The 15382-nt window shown below is 45.3% G+C and carries 13 protein-coding genes; 7 read left to right on the forward strand and 6 right to left on the reverse strand.

The window, feature by feature from the left end; translation table 11 throughout:
- Window positions 1-29: 29 nt before the first annotated feature.
- The 3 genes from fghA (at window position 30) to DBX26_RS20885 (ending at window position 2832) form a co-directional block, all read left to right on the forward strand.
- Entirely contained in the window at window positions 30-869 is an 840-nt protein-coding gene (gene fghA, locus DBX26_RS20875; RefSeq protein WP_020335085.1) for an S-formylglutathione hydrolase, read from the forward strand.
- A 401-nt stretch (window positions 870-1270) separates the two neighbouring features.
- Complete coding sequence (locus DBX26_RS20880) at window positions 1271-1735, forward strand: oxidoreductase (protein ID WP_014233467.1); 465 nt, start codon at window positions 1271-1273, stop codon at window positions 1733-1735.
- Window positions 1735-2832, forward strand: a complete 1098-nt coding sequence (locus tag DBX26_RS20885) for a diguanylate cyclase (RefSeq protein WP_020335082.1) — start codon at window positions 1735-1737, stop codon at window positions 2830-2832. The genes DBX26_RS20880 and DBX26_RS20885 overlap by 1 nt, the downstream gene beginning before the upstream one ends.
- 84 nt (window positions 2833-2916) lie before the next feature.
- On the opposite strand, the gene DBX26_RS20890 is transcribed toward DBX26_RS20885, so the two are convergent.
- Window positions 2917-3720 (reverse strand): HAD family hydrolase, encoded by an 804-nt coding sequence (locus DBX26_RS20890; protein ID WP_118120788.1) that lies wholly within the window; start codon window positions 3718-3720, stop codon window positions 2917-2919.
- Window positions 3721-3830: 110 nt separating this feature from the next.
- Window positions 3831-4718 (reverse strand): LysR family transcriptional regulator, encoded by an 888-nt coding sequence (locus DBX26_RS20895; RefSeq protein ID WP_041170378.1) that lies wholly within the window; start codon window positions 4716-4718, stop codon window positions 3831-3833.
- Between the two features lie 132 nt (window positions 4719-4850).
- On the opposite strand from DBX26_RS20895, the gene DBX26_RS20900 reads away from it, so the two are divergent.
- Together DBX26_RS20900 and DBX26_RS20905 are read left to right on the forward strand one after the other, a co-directional pair.
- A complete protein-coding gene (locus DBX26_RS20900) occupies window positions 4851-5471 on the forward strand; it encodes a DsbA family protein (RefSeq protein ID WP_118120789.1) in 621 nt (206 codons plus the stop codon).
- A gap of 125 nt (window positions 5472-5596) precedes the next feature.
- Window positions 5597-7276 (forward strand): RluA family pseudouridine synthase, encoded by a 1680-nt coding sequence (locus DBX26_RS20905; RefSeq protein ID WP_118120790.1) that lies wholly within the window; start codon window positions 5597-5599, stop codon window positions 7274-7276.
- A gap of 112 nt (window positions 7277-7388) precedes the next feature.
- Here DBX26_RS20905 and DBX26_RS20910 read toward each other — a convergent pair whose 3' ends face one another.
- Entirely contained in the window at window positions 7389-8729 is a 1341-nt protein-coding gene (locus DBX26_RS20910) for an MATE family efflux transporter (RefSeq protein WP_118120791.1), read from the reverse strand.
- A gap of 407 nt (window positions 8730-9136) precedes the next feature.
- Here DBX26_RS20910 and DBX26_RS20915 point away from each other — a divergent pair, with 407 nt between their 5' ends.
- A complete protein-coding gene (locus DBX26_RS20915; protein ID WP_065297975.1) occupies window positions 9137-10294 on the forward strand; it encodes a GGDEF domain-containing protein in 1158 nt (385 codons plus the stop codon).
- A gap of 26 nt (window positions 10295-10320) precedes the next feature.
- Here DBX26_RS20915 and DBX26_RS20920 read toward each other — a convergent pair whose 3' ends face one another.
- Complete coding sequence (locus DBX26_RS20920; protein ID WP_118120792.1) at window positions 10321-10605, reverse strand: hypothetical protein; 285 nt, start codon at window positions 10603-10605, stop codon at window positions 10321-10323.
- Between the two features lie 370 nt (window positions 10606-10975).
- On the reverse strand, window positions 10976-11260 hold the full coding sequence (locus tag DBX26_RS20930; protein WP_014233458.1) for a pyrimidine/purine nucleoside phosphorylase: 285 nt from the start codon (window positions 11258-11260) through the stop codon (window positions 10976-10978).
- 517 nt (window positions 11261-11777) lie between these two features.
- Between DBX26_RS20930 and DBX26_RS20935 the strand changes: the two genes are divergently transcribed.
- The gene (locus tag DBX26_RS20935) at window positions 11778-14327 is read left to right on the forward strand and encodes a glycosyl hydrolase family 18 protein (RefSeq protein ID WP_118120793.1); all 2550 of its coding nucleotides are present in this window, start codon (window positions 11778-11780) and stop codon (window positions 14325-14327) included.
- 102 nt (window positions 14328-14429) lie between these two features.
- Here DBX26_RS20935 and DBX26_RS20940 read toward each other — a convergent pair whose 3' ends face one another.
- Window positions 14430-15287 (reverse strand): alpha/beta hydrolase, encoded by an 858-nt coding sequence (locus DBX26_RS20940; protein ID WP_118120794.1) that lies wholly within the window; start codon window positions 15285-15287, stop codon window positions 14430-14432.
- Window positions 15288-15382: the final 95 nt, after the last annotated feature.

The raw sequence follows: 15382 nt of genomic DNA on the forward strand, positions 1-15382 counted from the left end.
TCTAATATCTGCTTCTTAAGAGTTTATTCATGATGATAGAAAACGTAAGTCAGGCCAAAGTTTTTGGTGGCTGGCACAAACAATACACTCACGAATCTAGTTCACTGAATTGCCAAATGCGATTCGCTATTTTCCTGCCGCCAAACGCGACAAAGTCCCACCCAGTACCAGTGCTTTACTGGCTATCGGGTCTCACTTGTAGCGATGAAAATTTCATGCAGAAAGCTGGCGCATTTCGTATGGCTGCCGAACTTGGCATCGCCATTGTTGCCCCAGACACCAGCCCTCGTGGCGAAGGTGTGGCAGATGATGAAAATTACGACCTCGGTCAGGGTGCTGGTTTTTATCTCAATGCAACTCAGGCACCTTGGTCACAGCACTACTTCATGTATGACTACATCACGAAAGAACTACCAGCAATCATCGAAAACAATTTCCCGGTTTCTGATGTGAAGTCTATTTCTGGCCACAGCATGGGCGGGCATGGTGCACTGACTATCGGCTTAAAAAATGCCGATCAGTATCGCTCAATTTCAGCATTTAGCCCTATCAGTAACCCTATTCAGTGTCCTTGGGGCCAAAAAGCGTTTACCGCTTATTTAGGTACCGATATCGAAAACTGGAAACAATATGATGCGAGTGAGTTGCTGAAACAAGGTCCATCACCATTGGCTATTCTGGTTGATCAGGGCGACGCAGACGGGTTCCTGAGTGAACAACTTAAACCTGAACTTCTCGTTGCGGCGGCGAATAAGCATGGTTCAGAACTAACGCTTCGAATGCAGCCAGGTTATGACCACAGTTATTACTTCATCTCAAGCTTTATTGATGACCATTTGAACTTTCATGCTAAGTATTTGTTCGAGTAAGTTGTTAATAAGTAACATAATAATAAGCCACCCCAAAAAGGTGGCTTTATTCTTTTTTGAATATCTATTCGTTATTCAGAAATATTATTAATTTTAAAATTGAATTGAAAATGTTAATTTTCTTCTAATAATTATTAATTGATAATTATATCGATTTTTATTGAATAGTACTTAAAATACGCTAAGAGTCCTAATATTCCTCTAATCACTGCATTTCATCGTTCATTTATTTAAGAAGTCACTTAATAGCCTTGACGTAAAGTAAGCGTAAGGTTACTTTTCAAACAAGATATATTTTTGCAACCTTATCCATTTATTCAAATCATCGAAACCTTAAATAAATCACGGCTAGCGTCGCTTTCTCTAGCTCAGTAAAAGCATAAAACTCCAAAATGAATAGAATGAAAAAGATACTCGTATTAGGCTTGCTGTGTTTTGCCCCTTTTATTTCTGCACATACCGTTTCATTTAGTAACGGTCCGCAAAAGTCCAGTGTGGCATTGGAATTAGAAGACATTCAATCGTTGCCAGAAACCACTTACACCACCGAGTTACCTTGGAGTAAAGGGGAGTCTGAGTTTACTGGAGTAAAGCTGAGTGACTTACTCACTTACGTATATGGTGATATTCCAGCGCAAATCGATATCAGTGGTTTAAACAATTACCATGCGACCGTAACGCGACCAGATATCGTTAGATATGAGCCGATTTTGGCCTATCAAAAAGATAAACATTACATAAAAATCAGGGACAAAGGCCCATATTGGGTTGTATATCCGCTGAACCTTTACCCAGAGCTAAATCGATCCGCATATCATGCCCAAATGGTCTGGCAGGTGAATGAAATTAAATTGATAAAGAAATAATGAAATTATCAGATACCTATCCACTCAAGCCCCAAAAGTGGCGATACACAACACTCAGCAAACTGCTGCTGTTCGTCTTTGCTACCTCTTTATTGCTCGCGAATGTCGTGCTACTTCAACAAACGCGTGCATTAGCGCAAAACTTTACTAACGAGCAAAAACAAGCCACGTGGTTTTTGTTTCAGCTGTCTAAAGAGCTGTCGGAACTGGTTGGGGAAGCACGTCGGCTTGATGAAGACATACAGGACATAAATGGCGCAGAGCTACAGTATGAGCTCGCCTGGAGCCGCTTTGACTTACTCATCAACAGCGATGATGCGTACACTTTCTTTTCTCGCAACAATATTCAGCAGTATTTTTTAGAACTCTTCGAACAATTCAAAGACCTTGAGCCTTTTCTTGTCGAGGCGAGCAACGGAGATCGTCAAGCGGCAGCCCAGTTTTATCGCTCAACCCAGACGCTGTACTTAGACTTAGTGGATTTTGTGAATCAAAACTTCCGACTCACCAGCAAAGTATATGAAGCACAAAAAGGTGAAACACAGCGACTGGTACAAGCGCAATATATGCTGTTTGCGACTTTTGTGTTGTCGACACTTTCTCTTATTTATTTCTTTTACCGCGAATCAAGTTTCCACCGAAAACTAGCACTCAGCGATCCGCTGACAAGGCTAGGCAACAGAAGCGCGCTGTTTGTGACGCTCAGAAAAAACATGCAACAAAAAAACACGTTTTATCTCTGTATCCTGGACTTAAACGGGTTTAAAAAAATTAATGATACTCACGGACACCAAGCTGGCGACAAAGTTTTACGAGCTATCGCTAACCGGCTAAAGTCGATGGAGATCAATAATTTTACCACTTACCGAATGGGTGGTGATGAGTTTGCCATCGTCGTTCAGGACAAAGCCATCAGCGAAGAAGAAATACAGCGTCATATTAATGCCGTGTTTGATGACCCGGTACTAAAAACAGAAAACGATCATCAACTTTCGACCAGTATTGGTATCGCGCGGTATCCGATGGATAGCGATAATATCGACTTCCTTATCAATATCGCAGATAAACGCATGTACAAGATGAAATTCCAAAGATAGAACAGAGTGACATCTCAAACATACAAAAGCCCCGCTCTTCAACAAGCGGGGCTTTTCATTACAACTGAGGGTGAGTCTGCGCGACTAGTTGTTCATAAATTTTTCTTTCAGCACAGTGAGCACACCAGATTCCTGATTGCTTGGCGCAGAAAAACGGGCGATTTTCTTAATCTCTTCATGAGCATTGGCCACCGCATAAGAGTGCTCGCTCACTTGCAGCATTTCCAAATCATTTAGGTAATCACCAAATGTCATCGTCTCTGCAGGTGTGAAATTCATGGTTTGTTGAAGATACTGAATTGCCGCCCCTTTAGAAGCTTTTGCGTTCATCACATCTAGCCAGATTTTGGCACTAACAACGACTTTATGTGAGTCACCAAACTGGCCGTTCATCGTCGGGAAGACTAACTCTTCTGAACCGTCAAAATGGCAGATCGCAACTTTAATGAACTCATCGTCAACCTGAAGCAAATCGTCGACGTTTTCACAGCGATGGTAGTACTTTTGAAACTCTTCCAACGTTTTTTGATCCTGAATTTCGATATAAGCCGAACGCTTACCACACAGAACAATGTGTGCCCCATCTATGCCGCGCGCCGCTTTGATTATCTCTGCTACTTCAGGTTTCGGAATTGTACAGCTATAGAGTTCTTTATCTTTGTGTATCACCAAAGTGCCATTTTCTGCCACGTACAGAATACGATCCTGAATCGGAGCGAAAGTGTCACGCAAGCTATAATATTGACGACCAGAGGCAGCCGAAAACAAAATACCTTGTTCCTCTAATCGTAAAAAGACATCGAAGAATTCTGGGTCTAAACGACCGTACTGATCGAGTAGCGTGCCATCCATATCGGAGGCGATAAATTTAATGCTAGCTTGTGACATGAACTAAAACTCTAATTAGGGAAGGAAAACAGCGATTACGTTTAAGGTACAGGATCGTGTGTGAATCTCAAGTTGAGTTGTTCTATTGCTTTGCGATATTGACTCTTGATCTACCATGGATGGCGCTTAAAGTACTGTTCACTATGGTCGATGAAGGCTCTCACCGCCGGAGATAAATGTTTGCGGGAAGAGTACAGTGCGTAAATGTGTAGCCGATTCGGTTTCCAGTCAGGAAGCACGATTTCAAGCTCGCCCAATTGCACATACTTCGTGGTTAAATACGTGGGCAGTAAAGCAACACCCATCCCCTGCAAAGCCCCGTGTAGTAGTGCAGTCGCTTCATTACACGTCAATCGGCAATGAATGCTGACCGATTCAAACTGCTCACCCAGGGATAAATGCCAGACGCGCCGCTCAAAATTTTTATAACCTAAACAATCATGGTCAGACAAATCGCTTGGTTGAGAAATCACTCTCTGTTTCTTCAGATATTCAGGCGCAGCCACTAGGACAGAATCACAGTCAGCAATGGGCTTGCCAATCAAGGCAGGATCCGGATTCGAAGCTATTCTAATCGCCAGATCGATACGTTCTTCCGTCAGGTCACTCACGGAGTCTTGCAGATCCAAGTCAATATCAACCTTAGGATGTAATTGCATAAAACTGTGTACGGCAGGGATCAACTGAGAAAAACCAAAAGAAGCACTCGACGCGAGTCGGATTTTACCTGCCAGTTCACCGTCAGCGACAATATTCGAGGTCAGGGAGTCGGCCTGCTTTAGCCAACGTTCAATTTGCGCAACACTGCGTTCACCAGCGGTGGTGAGTGAAACTTTGCGCGTGGTTCGATGCAGCAAACGAATTTGCAGCCAGTTTTCCATGGCATCCACATAGCGCGTCACCATCGGCCGGGACATCTCCAACCGCTCAGCCGTTGCGGTAAAACTGCCGGAATACACCACATCAATAAAAACCTTAGCGGCGGTTAGTCTATCCATTGATTTGCTCGGAATAAGAAACAGTGTTGTACATTATTGTGTATTTTTCTGAGCGTATCAATTTCATAACATAGCCTCTGTACCCAAACGAACCGTGCCGTTTGACTAATTTCATTTCTAAGGAGATCTTTCATGGTTACCATTCATTATTTTTTCGACCCTATGTGTGGCTGGTGCTATGGCGCATCAGACCTCTTAGAACCTCTGGTGACATCTCCACAATTTAATGTCGTGTTCCATCCGGGTGGCATGCTCAATCAGCACGTGATTAGTTCCGAATTTCGCCAGCACATTATTGGCAGTGACGAACGTATAGCTGCGGAGACAGGCGCTGTATTTGGCGATGCTTACTTGCAAAGAGTGAAGCAAGAGCGTGAGTTCATCCTAGATTCCTATTTGCCTACGCTAGCCATCTTAACCGCGGAGAAACTCAGTCTAGACCCATGGGTTATGCTGAAAGCGATTCAGTCTGCTCATTACCAATCGGGACTCAAAGTAAATGAGCCCTCCACGCTTAAATCCATTGCTGAAACACTCGGATTGGACACAAGCGATTGGGACGAACTGATGGAGCAAAATCAAACCGTATTGATCAACGAAATTCACTCCAGCCAGCAGTTGATGAGCCAGTTGCAAGTGAGTGGATTCCCAACGTTACTGGTAGAAAAAGAAGGCCAATTCTTTAGAATTCCTCACACGGCTTATTACGGTAAACCAGAACAATGGCAGGACGCATTGCAACAGCTGCAGTAAGCCACTCGATAGATTCGCTCTTTCAGCCTCAGAAAGAGCGATTTCACGGTGCAATATCAACATGGCAATCTTGAATCAAACAGGTACAATCCTCGCTCAAATTTTTACTCGCGCGGATACACATCATGCACTCGCCTGAACATTGCTTTACTCGTTTTACTGCTGATATTTCTGGTTATGAGTTACCAGAGCAGTTTACGTTTCCGTTCTATTACACACCGCACCCTCTATGCGTATTAGCCGCTGAACAACTGCAACAACACTTACTCACGCAAAATGACTTTGAGCATGACTTTGGGTTAGAGGATGAGCAAGCGGGACGAGGGAAAATGTTCGGCGTACTTTTGGTACAAAATCAACAAGGTGAGCTAGGGTATCTCAGTGCTTTCTCCGGCAAGATCGCCGATCAAAACTTGTTGCCTGGGTTTGTACCACCAGTGTATGACATGCTGACTGATGAAGGTTTTTTCCGCGCTGAAACCGACGCCATCAATGCAATCAATGCCGAATACAAGCAGTGTGCAGATAACCCCGAATTAATTGAGCTAAAAGCGGAGATTCAAGCCGATCGCACTTCATATCAGCAAGAAGAACAGGCGCAACGCCAAATCATGATAGACGGCCGCGCGAATCGAAAACTGCAGCGTAAACAGGGTGAGCAAACACTAGGTCCCGATGAACTAAAAACGTTGTTAGACGACTTGGGTAAACAAAGTGTGGCCGAGAAAAATGCGCTCAAATACCTCAAGATGGCGTGGGATGAAAAACTGGCAGTGAAAGAGCAGCGTTTAGCCACTTTAAAACATGAACTTTCAGAATTTAAAGAGCGTCGAAAAACACTGTCTAACGCTTTACAGCACAAACTACACAGACAGTACCGGTTTCTTAACGGACTGGGACAAGAACGCGATTTAGTGGATATTTTCGCTACCACCACGAATCCGGTGCCACCAGCAGGCGCAGGTGAATGTGCTGCCCCGAAACTGCTTCAATACGCATTTAAACATGGCTTTAAACCACTGGCGCTTGCCGAGTTCTGGTGGGGGGAATCACCAAAGTCCGAAGTGCGCCAGCACAAGAAGTTTTACCCATCGTGCAACAGTAAGTGCCAACCGATACTAGGCCACATGCTGCAAGGTATGAACGTCGAACCCAACCCGCTGGCGGAAAACTGGGCAGAAGACAAAGAGCTGGAAATTCTCTATCAGGACGAAGCCATGGTAGTAGTAAACAAGCCATCAGGTTTGCTGTCTGTTCCGGGCAAAACCATCAAAGACTCGGCGTACACAAGGCTACAGGCAATGTTCCCTGACGTTGAAGGGCCTTTTGTCATCCATCGCTTAGATATGGCGACATCAGGCATTTTGGTGTTTGCACTGACCAAACGCGCGAATAAAAGCTTACAGAAGCAGTTCATGGCTCGTGGCGTACAAAAACGCTACATGGCTCTGCTGGAAGGTGAACTTAGTGATGCCGAGGGTGATATCTCATTACCTATGCGTGGTGACCCAGAAGATCGCCCGCGCCAATTGGTTTGCTTTGAGCATGGAAAACCAGCGGAGACGCACTGGCAGCTGATTGAAGTTAAAAATGGCCGTAGCAAAGTGTATATGTACCCTAAAACTGGCCGTACCCACCAACTGCGTGTCCACAGTGCTCATCACATGGGATTAAATATGCCAATGATCGGCGATGGCCTGTATGGCGAAAAGGCAAATCGCTTACACTTGCATGCAGAAATGCTGGAACTGGATCACCCATACAGCAAAGAACGCATGAGCTTCCATGCCGATTGTGAGTTTTAAACCCAGCACGGTTAATCTGAAGAAACTAAAAAGGCACTGAATTCAGTGCCTTTTTTAAATTCAGACCAAGCATATTCCGACTCAGTCTTTGCCACTATCGGCTATGACGCATTTAACTGACTTTAAATTTCGTCCACACTTGTGAACGCCAGCGTCTCGCCATGATGATGCCACGAACCCATTCATCCAAAGCGATTGCCATCCAGGCTCCCACTACACCGTAGCCCATGTGAATACCAAGCACGTAAGAGAACAACACGCCTAAGCCCCACATACTTACGATACCCATTTGCACCGGGAATTTAATGTCGCCCGCACCTTTTAAACCAGCAATGAAGATCAGGTTAAACACACGTCCAGCTTCTAACAGGATCGACCCCAGAACCAATGAGCCAGCAAGAGCAAGGATTTCAGGCTGATCAGTGAACACGCGGAGAATGTCTTCTCGGAATACGTAAATCACGGTCGTGGCAACGGTAGAAGCAACAAAGCCCACCAAGAAATAAATCTGAATACGCTTCAGGATGCTGGTCACCCAGCCCTTACCAATGTAATAACCGGTTTGAATCTGCGCTGCCTGTCCAATCGCCAGTGCAAAAGCAAAAGAAAAACGCGCAATATTCTGCGCATAGGTAAATGCCGCCAACGAAGCCGTGCCCATCTGTACCACAAAGTACACAATACAGATTTGCGCAATGTTGTAAGACAACACCTCACCCGCATTCATGCCGCCAATCTTCAAAATCTTTTTATAGATGTCCGCCGGCACTTTTTTCATGGTCGACATTGGTAACTGGATGCTCGAACGCGCCACAACCACCAACAACATCAATGTACCTACAACTTGGCTCACGACGGTCGCAACGGCAACGCCCTCTACGCCATAAACGGGTAAACCAAACGGCTGATACAACGCGATGTAGTTACCTGCAATGTTTAGCACGCCACTGAGCAGGTTAACCACCATTGGTGAGCGCGAAAAACCGTGACTACGCAGAATCGTGGTTAGCACGATGCCAATGGTGACATTGAATGTCAGTGAGCCACTGATCAGCAAGTAATTGCGCGCGTATTCCTCCACTTGGGCTTCAAGGCCGTAATATGGCAAAAAGAATATCGCACCAAGTACCGCTATCACGCTGAGGAAAATACCTACAATCACCGACAACACAACACTCGCGACACCAACATCAACCGAGTCTTTCTCACGGTCAGCGCCATTGTATTGTGCAATTAAGATGCCCGTCCCACTGCTCACAAATGTTGAAACAATGATCAGAAAAAACGTCAACTGGGTAATAACCCCAACCGCTGATACCGCTTTGTCTGAGTAACCACTCAGCATGAATACATCACTGGTTCCTAAAGCCGTCCTTAGCAAAATTTCCACGAGTATCGGCCAAGCGAGTGTCACGATGGACATGCGCTGGTTGATGTTCTGGCTCTTAGGCATAGTTGTAAACCTTCACACAATGAAAAACTGCTTCACAGGAAACTGTGAAGCAGTTTAAGAAAATAGCCATTCATACTTGAAATGGGCGAAAAGTTGCTATGCGCAAATTTTATTCGCATCCCGGTCACAACAGCAACAAAATTTCGTCGAAATGAGCAATATTTTTCTTATCTCACGGTAACTCATTGACGATATGAAAGGCACTTTGTCGACGTATACAAAAAACAATAGCTGAAGAGCGTATGACCCACGTGAAACATCATCATCGCCTCGAAAATCTACTTTTAATTCAATTACTCATCGCCATATTCAAAATGATTTACTTCACAGTTAGCCGAACTTTTATTCTATCTATCGCTCAGTTAACAACTAGAATAGAGTTAAAACTATAAAGTTAGGGATACAAGATGTCGACATTGGCAGGGGCACGCTTAGAAGAGATGGCGGATATCCGCGCAACGAGAAAAAAGAAGATTGTTTTTATATGTTCGAGCATCGCCGCCACTTGTCTAGTCTATGGTGCGATTGTTCAAGCATTTGAGCAGCACTGGGGGCTGTGTTTGCTCCATGCTTTATCTGCGCTTGCCTGCTTTGCGATTTGCTACATGATAAAAGTACAAAAGCATCACCAGTATGCCGATCTACTTTTAAGCGCAGTACTCATGCTAGAAGGTTTGCTGTTACTACTGTTTAATGATGCGCCTTCAGGAAAAATTTTGTGGCTGTATCCAATTGTCGCAACCCTCATTCTTATCAACGAGTTTAAAGTTGGGCTTCTCTTTAGCTGTACCTACATAGTCTTTATTTTTTTCGGCATCGCTTTTCTGGATAGATTACCAACCGCCTCTCCTATGATTGAGCGTCGGTTTATGTTGACGTTGATTGCGATTAGCTTTGTTTGTCATACATTTTCTTATTACTACGCCAAGGTTCTGAATTACATTCAAGTCCTCTATCGAGAAGGCATTGAAGAACTGGCCTATTTTGACCAACTGACCAGTTTGGCCAATCGCTGGAGCTTTGAAACTTGGGCACGACAAAAACTGAGCGAAATCGATCGCTATCAAACCAAAGGTTTGACCGCCGTTATCTTCCTCGATCTCGACAACTTTAAACTCATTAATGACAACTATGGCCATGACGTTGGTGATCACGTTCTAAAGACATTTGCATCTCGATTGAAAGAGAGTGCTCGCTTAGCTGGCCACACTCCCCCGAAGAATGATTATTCTATCGCTCGGTTTGCCGGTGATGAATTTGTCCTGCTACTACACGATGTGCCTAACAAAGAAAGTTTGGACGAAGTGTTAAAACGCATTGTTAATGTATTCTCAAACCGCTCTCTAGATTACGACCTCATTAATGAAATCACGATGAGTGTCGGGGCGGCGATTTATAAACAAGATGCAAACGACTTATCGGAACTGATTCGATGTGCAGATAAAGCCATGTATGTAGCAAAACACACCGGTAAAAATCAGTACGCCTACTATGAAGATTGTGTGCAGTTGGAAGAATTGAGCACCCAACAATTGCGCCAACCAGAAATCGGAGAGGTTTATTAGCTCGTCGAGTGAACGTTTACAGAATACTAATAAGCGAACCAATACGTCGCCCATAAACCAACAAGCAGGATAACCACTAACCAGATGACTTGGCTTGCACGTCTGGTTTTTCCTTGATGTGGAGCCTCGTTATGTTTGCAAGCTTGTTGACTCAATTTACCCACCAGCTCGTTATCTAATACTCGTTTATACAAATCTCGCCGCTTTTGCGCAGCATTCGCCACAGCAGTGAAGCGTCGTCTTTGCTCTGTAGTAAAATCATTAGCCTCGTAACGTGGAGGGAGATCCGTGTGTTTGCGTTGTACTGACATCATTTCCTCCTTGGATTGATGAGTACTCTCTAGGGTCTGTTTACCTTTCGTGGTTAATTTTTGTTCGAGATAAAAGCGCTTTAATCGCGACGAGAGGCGGACGGCTAGAGGTTTGTAGCTTAGTCATTCTAAGTAAAGCACCTCTCAACAAAGAGTATAGCGCTTTTAGCCGAACCCTTTGGGCAGCGTTTGTGGCTCCTTTCTACTGCGTTATCGGCTTGTCAGGTAGGTCAACTACATTTCAAAACCTCTGCATTGTATAAAGAACCCACAAACTGCTGCAAAAATCAGCTCGAAAGGTCAACAGACCCTAAGTACACACAAAAAAACCACCCGAAGGTGGCTTCAATTCACGGTGCAAGACGGTGTTTTATAGATATTCACACAAGTACGCTGTCGCATCTTTAACTTGTAGTTCAAACGATGAGTTGCCTTCAACGTCAAAAGACTCACCGCTGTTGTATGTTGTCCAGTCAGTTTCACCTACACGTTTAACAATAAGGGCACCTTTCACTACTGTCATGCGTTCTGGAGCTTGTGTACCAAACGTGTACTCTCCTGGAAGCATCACTCCGACACTCACTTCTTGCTCGTGTTGACTAAAACCTAGTGACTTCACACCGCCTGCAAAATAGCTGTTTTCCTTGATACTCATTATCAGTTCCCTCATTAAAAATCTGACCTTTTTTACCCTGTTTTTCTCCACGACTCAAGCCCATAAAGCCTTCTAATTAAACATTAGTGACAAATAGGTTCATAACTAGGTTTTCTTATCATGCATAGCACATCAAAACCGGTGATTATTTAGGCATAACAAATAGACAATGTGGCACCTGAGCCCTCACTCTCCTAGCGCCTTTAGATGTAAGAATTCCCAAGATATTCAGACAAATAAATACGCTTCATTTTGATTTTTCTTTAAGTGCGTAAACGATAAATACTGCTTCTGCAGAATATTTTTAGATTATTGACTCAAGATTGTATTTCACGTGCAACAGCGTACGAGTTTTATTTAACTTCTCTCAAGTGACTCGAAAAACGCTTTGATTTTTTTTGACGAAAAAAAACTCTCTGAAATGCTAAACGTGATGCTTTTGCAAGTGGTGCCGGACTTTGGCGTAAGAGCAGATTGTGTTTGTGATAGAACATGAATCTAAGGATAGAGAGAAGTTATGATTCGATTTAACCTATGTGCCGCAGGCGTTGCTTTGGCATTATCCGGAGCGACTGTCGCTGCTCCAACTGCACCAAGTATTGATCTATATGGATCTAACAACCTTCAGTTTTCTAAAATTGAATTGGCCATGGAAACCACATCCGGTTACCACAATATGGTGACCTACCATGACCAAGCAAAGATTGCGGTGACATTCAACCAGTGGAGCGGCTCGACGGGCGACACATACAACATCTACTTTGATGGTACCCAAGTTGCCACTGGCGCCATTACCAGTAGCCAAACCACCGCCAACTTCGAATATGGTCAAGGCGGTTTGTATCAGATGGAGATCGAAGCGTGTGATGAAACAGGCTGTGCGAGAAGTGCCCCAGCTGAAATTACCATCGCTGACACTGATGGCTCGCACTTAAAACCGCTTACGATGAATGTAGATCCAAACAACAAATCTTACAGCACAGACCCTAGCGTGGTGATGGGGACTTACTTTGTTGAGTGGGGCATTTATGGCCGTAACTACACCGTCGACAATATTCCGGCAGACAACCTAACCCACATCCTTTACGGCTTCATCCCAATTTGTGGCCCTAATGAATCCGTTAAATCCGTTGGCGGGAATAGCTTTAACGCGTTGCAAACTGCCTGTAACGGCGTACCTGATTATGAAGTCGTTATCCATGACCCATGGGCAGCGTACCAAAAGAGCTTCCCACAAGCCGGTCATGAATACAGCACTCCGATCAAGGGTAACTACGCAATGCTGATGGCCTTGAAACAACGTAACCCTGAGCTGAAAATCATCCCATCGATTGGTGGTTGGACTCTGTCTGATCCATTCTTTGATTTCGTCGATAAAGCCAATCGAGATACCTTTGTGGCTTCCGTTAAAAAATTCCTCAACACATGGAAATTTTACGATGGCGTCGATATTGACTGGGAATTCCCTGGCGGCGGCGGTGCAGCGACAGACCGAGGCGACCCCGTCAACGATGGTCCTGCATATGTTGCTTTAATGCGTGAACTGCGTGCAATGTTGGATGAGTTAGAGGCAGAAACAGGCCGAACATACGAACTCACTTCAGCAATTGGTGTGGGTTACGACAAGATCGAAGACGTTGACTACGCGAACGCGGTCCAATACATGGATTACATTTTCGCGATGACCTACGACTTCTACGGTGGTTGGAACAACGTACCGGGGCATCAGACCGCCCTTTACTGCGGGTCGTTCATGCGCCCTGGTCAGTGTGATGGCAGTGGTGTTGATGAAAACGGCGAACCGTTCAAAGGGCCAGCCTATACTGCAGACAACGGTATCCAGCTTCTTCTCGCCCAAGGCGTCCCTGCCAACAAGCTCGTACTCGGTACTGCTATGTACGGTCGTGGCTGGGAAGGGGTAACACCGGACACCCTAACCGATCCAAATGATCCAATGACAGGTACTGCAACTGGCAAGCTAAAAGGCAGTACCACACAAGGTGTCTGGGAAGCTGGCGTTATCGATTACAAAGGCATTAAGTCATTCATGCTTGGAGCGAATAGCACTGGGATCAACGGCTTTGAATACGGTTACGATGATCTGGCAGAAGCGCCGTGGGTATGGAACCGCTCAACGGGCGAGCTGATTACTTTTGATGACCACCGTTCCGTACTAGCAAAAGGCAACTACGCTAAAACGCTTGGGCTTGCGGGTCTATTCTCCTGGGAGATTGATGCAGATAACGGCGATATCCTCAATGCCATGCACGAAGGTATGTCTGGTGCGGTTATTGAGCAGCCAAACCGTGCTCCAACAGCAACCGCTGGCGCAGATCAATCCGTAGCAGGTCCTGCAACCGTGACGCTAGATGGCAGCCAGTCCAGCGATTCTGACGGTACGATCGCCAGCTACGCTTGGGAGCAAGTATCTGGTACAGCAGTAACCCTGACCGGAGCAAATAGTGCGAACGCAAGCTTCGATGTGGCTGAAGTAACCGCAGAAGAACAACTGACGTTCAAACTCACAGTAACAGATAACGAAGGTGCAACCGCTTCTGATCTTGTTGTGGTCACCGTGAAGCCAGCAGGCGTTATCGAACCACCTCAAAACACAGTGCCAGTTGCACAAATCACCGCTCCAGCAACAGCGAATGCAGGTGAGGTTATGGTCATAGACGCGTCGGGATCTAGCGACGCAGACAACGACACACTCACGTTTAGCTGGACGCTACCACAAGGTTTAAACGCGACCGTTGAAGGTGCGAAAGTGACCTTTACTGCTGCTGAGTACTCCCAGGATACCAGCCTAAACTTCACCGTGAGTGTGAGTGACGGTGAAGCATCCGCGACCGCAAGTACAACCATAGTCGTTGCACAATACACCACAGATCCGAATACGGGCACATGTGATAACGCTTGGGATTCAGATGCGGTTTACACAGGGGGTGATCAAGTGACTCATGCTGGCAGTACTTGGGAGGCGAAGTGGTGGACTCGCGGCGAGGACCCAACAACGACAGGTGAATGGGGTGTTTGGAAACAAGTAGGCACAGCGAACTGCAACTAAGCCGCACTAGCCACGCTACTTTCTACAAAACTAAACTATAACCATGATGTTTAAAGGACAAGGGCAGCACTCGCTTCCTTGTCCTTTATTTTTATAAAATCACTAAACTTTAGATTCGATTAAGCGGTCAAAACTTTGGAACACTTGCTCGCACTTCATGACTCGGCCATGACCTTGACCTTGCGTGGTGACTAACTCAACATTGGCGATGTCCTCCGCCGCTTTTGCTGAGATACTGTGTTTAGTGAACTTGTCTTGCTCATCGTGAACAATAATCGTCACTGACTCACGCTCAGAAAGGCGTTTTAGCGGGTCAATCGACTGTAACGGGTAATCAAACTGCGCTTCCACTTCTGACACCACTGCATTAAACAGTTTCATGGAATAGCCCGAGCGCGCGATACTGCCAAACAGGTTTTCTACATAGTTTAAAACAGGCGCGATGAGCAAAAATGGCTTGTTCTCCAGTTTGCTGTGACGACATTCCAGTGCAGAAGCGGTACCCATGCTGTGACCAATTACTCCCGCAATGTCATCAACCGAGTCCAGCACATCTTCAAGACCACGAATAAAACCGGGAATGTGACCATACTGACCTTCACTCTCACCATGAGCAGGATGGTCGTAAGCCAGTGCGGTAAAGCCTTTCGCGGCGATATGTTCCATCAGAGGAAAAAACTGGCTCGCGGTTCCCGACCAACCGTGAGTCAGAACCCAAATAGGGCCAGTTCCAAGTGAGTAGGTTTTAATCACACCATCAAACCCTTGGATCTCCCCTTTGACCAAACCTTCAGGCTCTGCATTTTTCGGTTTAGTACGCACTGGCGTCAAAAGGAGCTTTCTTGCAGTACTTTTGGCGTGTGACGGTGCCAGAGTGTGATGTAGACGGGTACTGATATTAACCAAGCTACGTTTAACGCTAAAACGCTGCGAAGTATTAAAGTAAATTTTGTCGCTCATGATCTTTCCCTTAACTAGCAGCACAAAATAGAACGGTCGTGCTTTTTGTGCTGATAAGAAAGAGCGAACTCTGTCGCTCTATCTAAAATTTTGAA

Source organism: Vibrio sp. dhg (assembly GCF_003443775.1).
Lineage (GTDB): Bacteria > Pseudomonadota > Gammaproteobacteria > Enterobacterales > Vibrionaceae > Vibrio > Vibrio natriegens.

Excerpts from the sequence above, each read along its gene's own strand:
- DBX26_RS20885 (WP_020335082.1), top strand. The coding sequence starts at position 1,735 with ATGAAATTATCAGATACCTATCCACTCAAGCCCCAAAAGTGGCGATAC.
- DBX26_RS20920 (WP_118120792.1), bottom strand. The coding sequence starts at position 10,605 with ATGTCAGTACAACGCAAACACACGGATCTCCCTCCACGTTACGAGGCT.
- DBX26_RS20930 (WP_014233458.1), bottom strand. The coding sequence starts at position 11,260 with ATGAGTATCAAGGAAAACAGCTATTTTGCAGGCGGTGTGAAGTCACTA.
- DBX26_RS20905 (WP_118120790.1), top strand. The coding sequence starts at position 5,597 with ATGCACTCGCCTGAACATTGCTTTACTCGTTTTACTGCTGATATTTCT.
- DBX26_RS20935 (WP_118120793.1), top strand. The coding sequence starts at position 11,778 with ATGATTCGATTTAACCTATGTGCCGCAGGCGTTGCTTTGGCATTATCC.
- DBX26_RS20900 (WP_118120789.1), top strand. The coding sequence starts at position 4,851 with ATGGTTACCATTCATTATTTTTTCGACCCTATGTGTGGCTGGTGCTAT.
- DBX26_RS20915 (WP_065297975.1), top strand. The coding sequence starts at position 9,137 with ATGTCGACATTGGCAGGGGCACGCTTAGAAGAGATGGCGGATATCCGC.
- DBX26_RS20940 (WP_118120794.1), bottom strand. The coding sequence starts at position 15,287 with ATGAGCGACAAAATTTACTTTAATACTTCGCAGCGTTTTAGCGTTAAA.
- DBX26_RS20910 (WP_118120791.1), bottom strand. The coding sequence starts at position 8,729 with ATGCCTAAGAGCCAGAACATCAACCAGCGCATGTCCATCGTGACACTC.
- DBX26_RS20880 (WP_014233467.1), top strand. The coding sequence starts at position 1,271 with ATGAAAAAGATACTCGTATTAGGCTTGCTGTGTTTTGCCCCTTTTATT.
- fghA (WP_020335085.1), top strand. The coding sequence starts at position 30 with ATGATGATAGAAAACGTAAGTCAGGCCAAAGTTTTTGGTGGCTGGCAC.
- DBX26_RS20895 (WP_041170378.1), bottom strand. The coding sequence starts at position 4,718 with ATGGATAGACTAACCGCCGCTAAGGTTTTTATTGATGTGGTGTATTCC.
- DBX26_RS20890 (WP_118120788.1), bottom strand. The coding sequence starts at position 3,720 with ATGTCACAAGCTAGCATTAAATTTATCGCCTCCGATATGGATGGCACG.